Origin of the sequence: Malikia granosa, from assembly GCF_002980595.1 — a bacterium.
Lineage (GTDB): Bacteria > Pseudomonadota > Gammaproteobacteria > Burkholderiales > Burkholderiaceae_C > Malikia > Malikia granosa.
On the sequence record NZ_PVLQ01000002.1, the window covers coordinates 1 to 1210 of the forward strand.

General features: G+C 64.8%; 1 protein-coding gene. It reads left to right on the plus strand.

Features of this window, described 5'->3' with window-relative positions:
• On the plus strand, positions 1 to 1210 hold a 1210-nt coding region (locus C6P64_RS00235; RefSeq protein ID WP_281257918.1), incomplete at both ends, for a calcium-binding protein.

Consider the following 1210-nt stretch of genomic DNA (forward strand, 5'->3'; position numbering starts at 1 on the left):
GAAGATTGGTGCCGGCATCTTGCCGGCCGATGTCAAGCTGGCCCGGGTCGGCGATGATCTGGTGCTGAGCCTGGCGGGTGGCAGCGACAGCCTGACGGTCTCGGGCTATTACTCCGAACGCGCGGACTATTACGGCTACAGCCGCATCCAGCTGCAGTTTGTCAACGGCACGCTCTGGGGCGCGACGGGTATCGCGGCGCAGGTCATCCAGGTGGAGGGCACGCCGGGCAATGATGCACTGGTTGGCACGGCAGCGACCGACTCGATGCAAGGCGGGCAGGGCAACGACTGGATCACTTCGGGCGACAAGGCTGATACCTTGCTCGGCGGCGAAGGCCATGACAGCCTGTTCGGCGAGCAGGGCAATGACCTGCTCGATGGTGGGTCGGGCAATGATTTCCTGGCAGGTGGTGACGGGTCGGACAGCTATGTCTTTGGCACCGGCTCGGGTCGCGACACGGTCGACGCTTCGGACAGCTGGTACAACCAGCAAGGCGTGGCGCCAGTCGACACAGTGAAGATCGGTGCCGGCATTGCGCCGGCCGACGTCAAGCTGGCACGGGTCGGCGATGACCTGGTGCTGAGCCTGGCGGGTGGCAGCGACAGCCTGACGGTGCAGGGGTATTACTCTGAAAGTGCTGGCTATTCCGGCTACAGCCGCATCCAGCTGCAGTTTGCCAACGGCACGCTCTGGGGCGCGACGGCCATTGCGGCGCAGGTCATCCAGGTGGAGGGCACTCCCGGTGACGATGCGCTGGTTGGCACGGGCGCGACCGACTCGATGCAAGGCGGGCAGGGCAACGACTGGATCACTGCGGGTGACAAGGCCGATACCTTGCTCGGTGGCGAAGGCCATGACAGCCTGTTCGGCGAGCAGGGCAATGACCTGCTCGATGGTGGATCGGGCAATGACTTCCTGGCAGGTGGAGACGGGGCGGACAGCTATGTGTTCGGCACCGGCTCGGGTCGTGACACGGTCGATGCCTCGGACAGCTGGTATGACCAGGTGGGCGCGGCGCCAGTCGACACGGTGAAGATCGGCGCCGGTATCTTGCCGGCTGACGTCAAGCTGGCACGGGTCGGCGATGACCTGGTGCTGAGCCTGGCGGGTGGCAGCGACAGCCTGACGGTGCAGGGGTATTACTCTGAAAGTGCTGACTATTACGGCTACAGCCGCATCCAGCTGCAGTTCGCCAACGGCACGCTCTGG